At 62.7% G+C, this 825-nt stretch carries 2 protein-coding genes; both read left to right on the top strand.

The window, feature by feature from the left end:
* On the top strand, positions 1-581 hold a 581-nt coding region (locus tag HX846_RS35530; RefSeq protein ID WP_178967281.1), incomplete at its 5' end, for a response regulator.
* Positions 578-825 (top strand): response regulator (locus HX846_RS35525; RefSeq protein ID WP_178967280.1); only part of this gene is annotated, 248 nt, incomplete at its 3' end. The genes HX846_RS35530 and HX846_RS35525, both read left to right, overlap by 4 nt.

Here is an 825-nt window from a genome sequence, read left to right as displayed (position 1 = left end):
TATTGGTCGAGCTGTATCCCGGCCCGACCGAGCCCGACCAGTTGCTGCATTGGTCCGGGCCGCGGGTGATGGCCGCGGTCGACGAGCATGGCGCTTATCCCTGGCAGATCGGCCTGAACAACCTGCAGGCGCTCAACCGCGCGGTCAGCCGCGCCCAGGGCAGCGAAGAGTTGTTGTCGCCGAGGATCAGCGAGAAGCCCACCGAGTTCAGCCTCAACCTGCGCCTGCTGGTGGCCGAAGACAACCTGATCAACCAGTTGATCCTGCGCGACCAGTTGGAAGAGCTCGGCTGCAGCGTGGTGCTGGCCGGCGACGGCATTGAAGCGCTGTCACTGTGGGGTGATACCGCGTTCGACATGATTCTCACCGACGTCAACATGCCACGCATGAACGGCTATGAACTCACCGAACAACTGCGTCGCCTGGGTTGCTCACTGCCGATCATCGGGGCCACCGCCAACGCGATGCTCGACGAAGCCGAGCGCTGCCTGAACGCTGGCATGGATCATTGCCTGGTCAAGCCGTTCACCCTGCGCGCCCTCTACCAGTGCCTGCATCGCTATCAGAGGAGGGTGCTTTGAGCGCCTATCGCGTACTCATCGTGGAAGACCATCCTTTCCAGCATGAGTACTTGATTAACGTCTTCCAGGCCATCGGCGGGTTTGACGTCGATGTGGTCTGGGATGGCGCCACCGCGCTGCAACGCCTGGCCCGACAGCGCTACGATCTGCTGCTCAGCGACTTGATGATGCCGGGGATGGACGGTGTGCAACTGATCCAGCACTTGGCCCGCATGCACGCGCCGCCTGCGCTGGCGCTGATGAG

Origin of the sequence: Pseudomonas sp. K5002, from assembly GCF_013386655.1 — a bacterium.
Lineage (GTDB): Bacteria > Pseudomonadota > Gammaproteobacteria > Pseudomonadales > Pseudomonadaceae > Aquipseudomonas.
The sequence above is the reverse complement of the archived record's forward strand: the minus strand, read 5'-3'. Positions and strand labels throughout refer to the sequence as shown.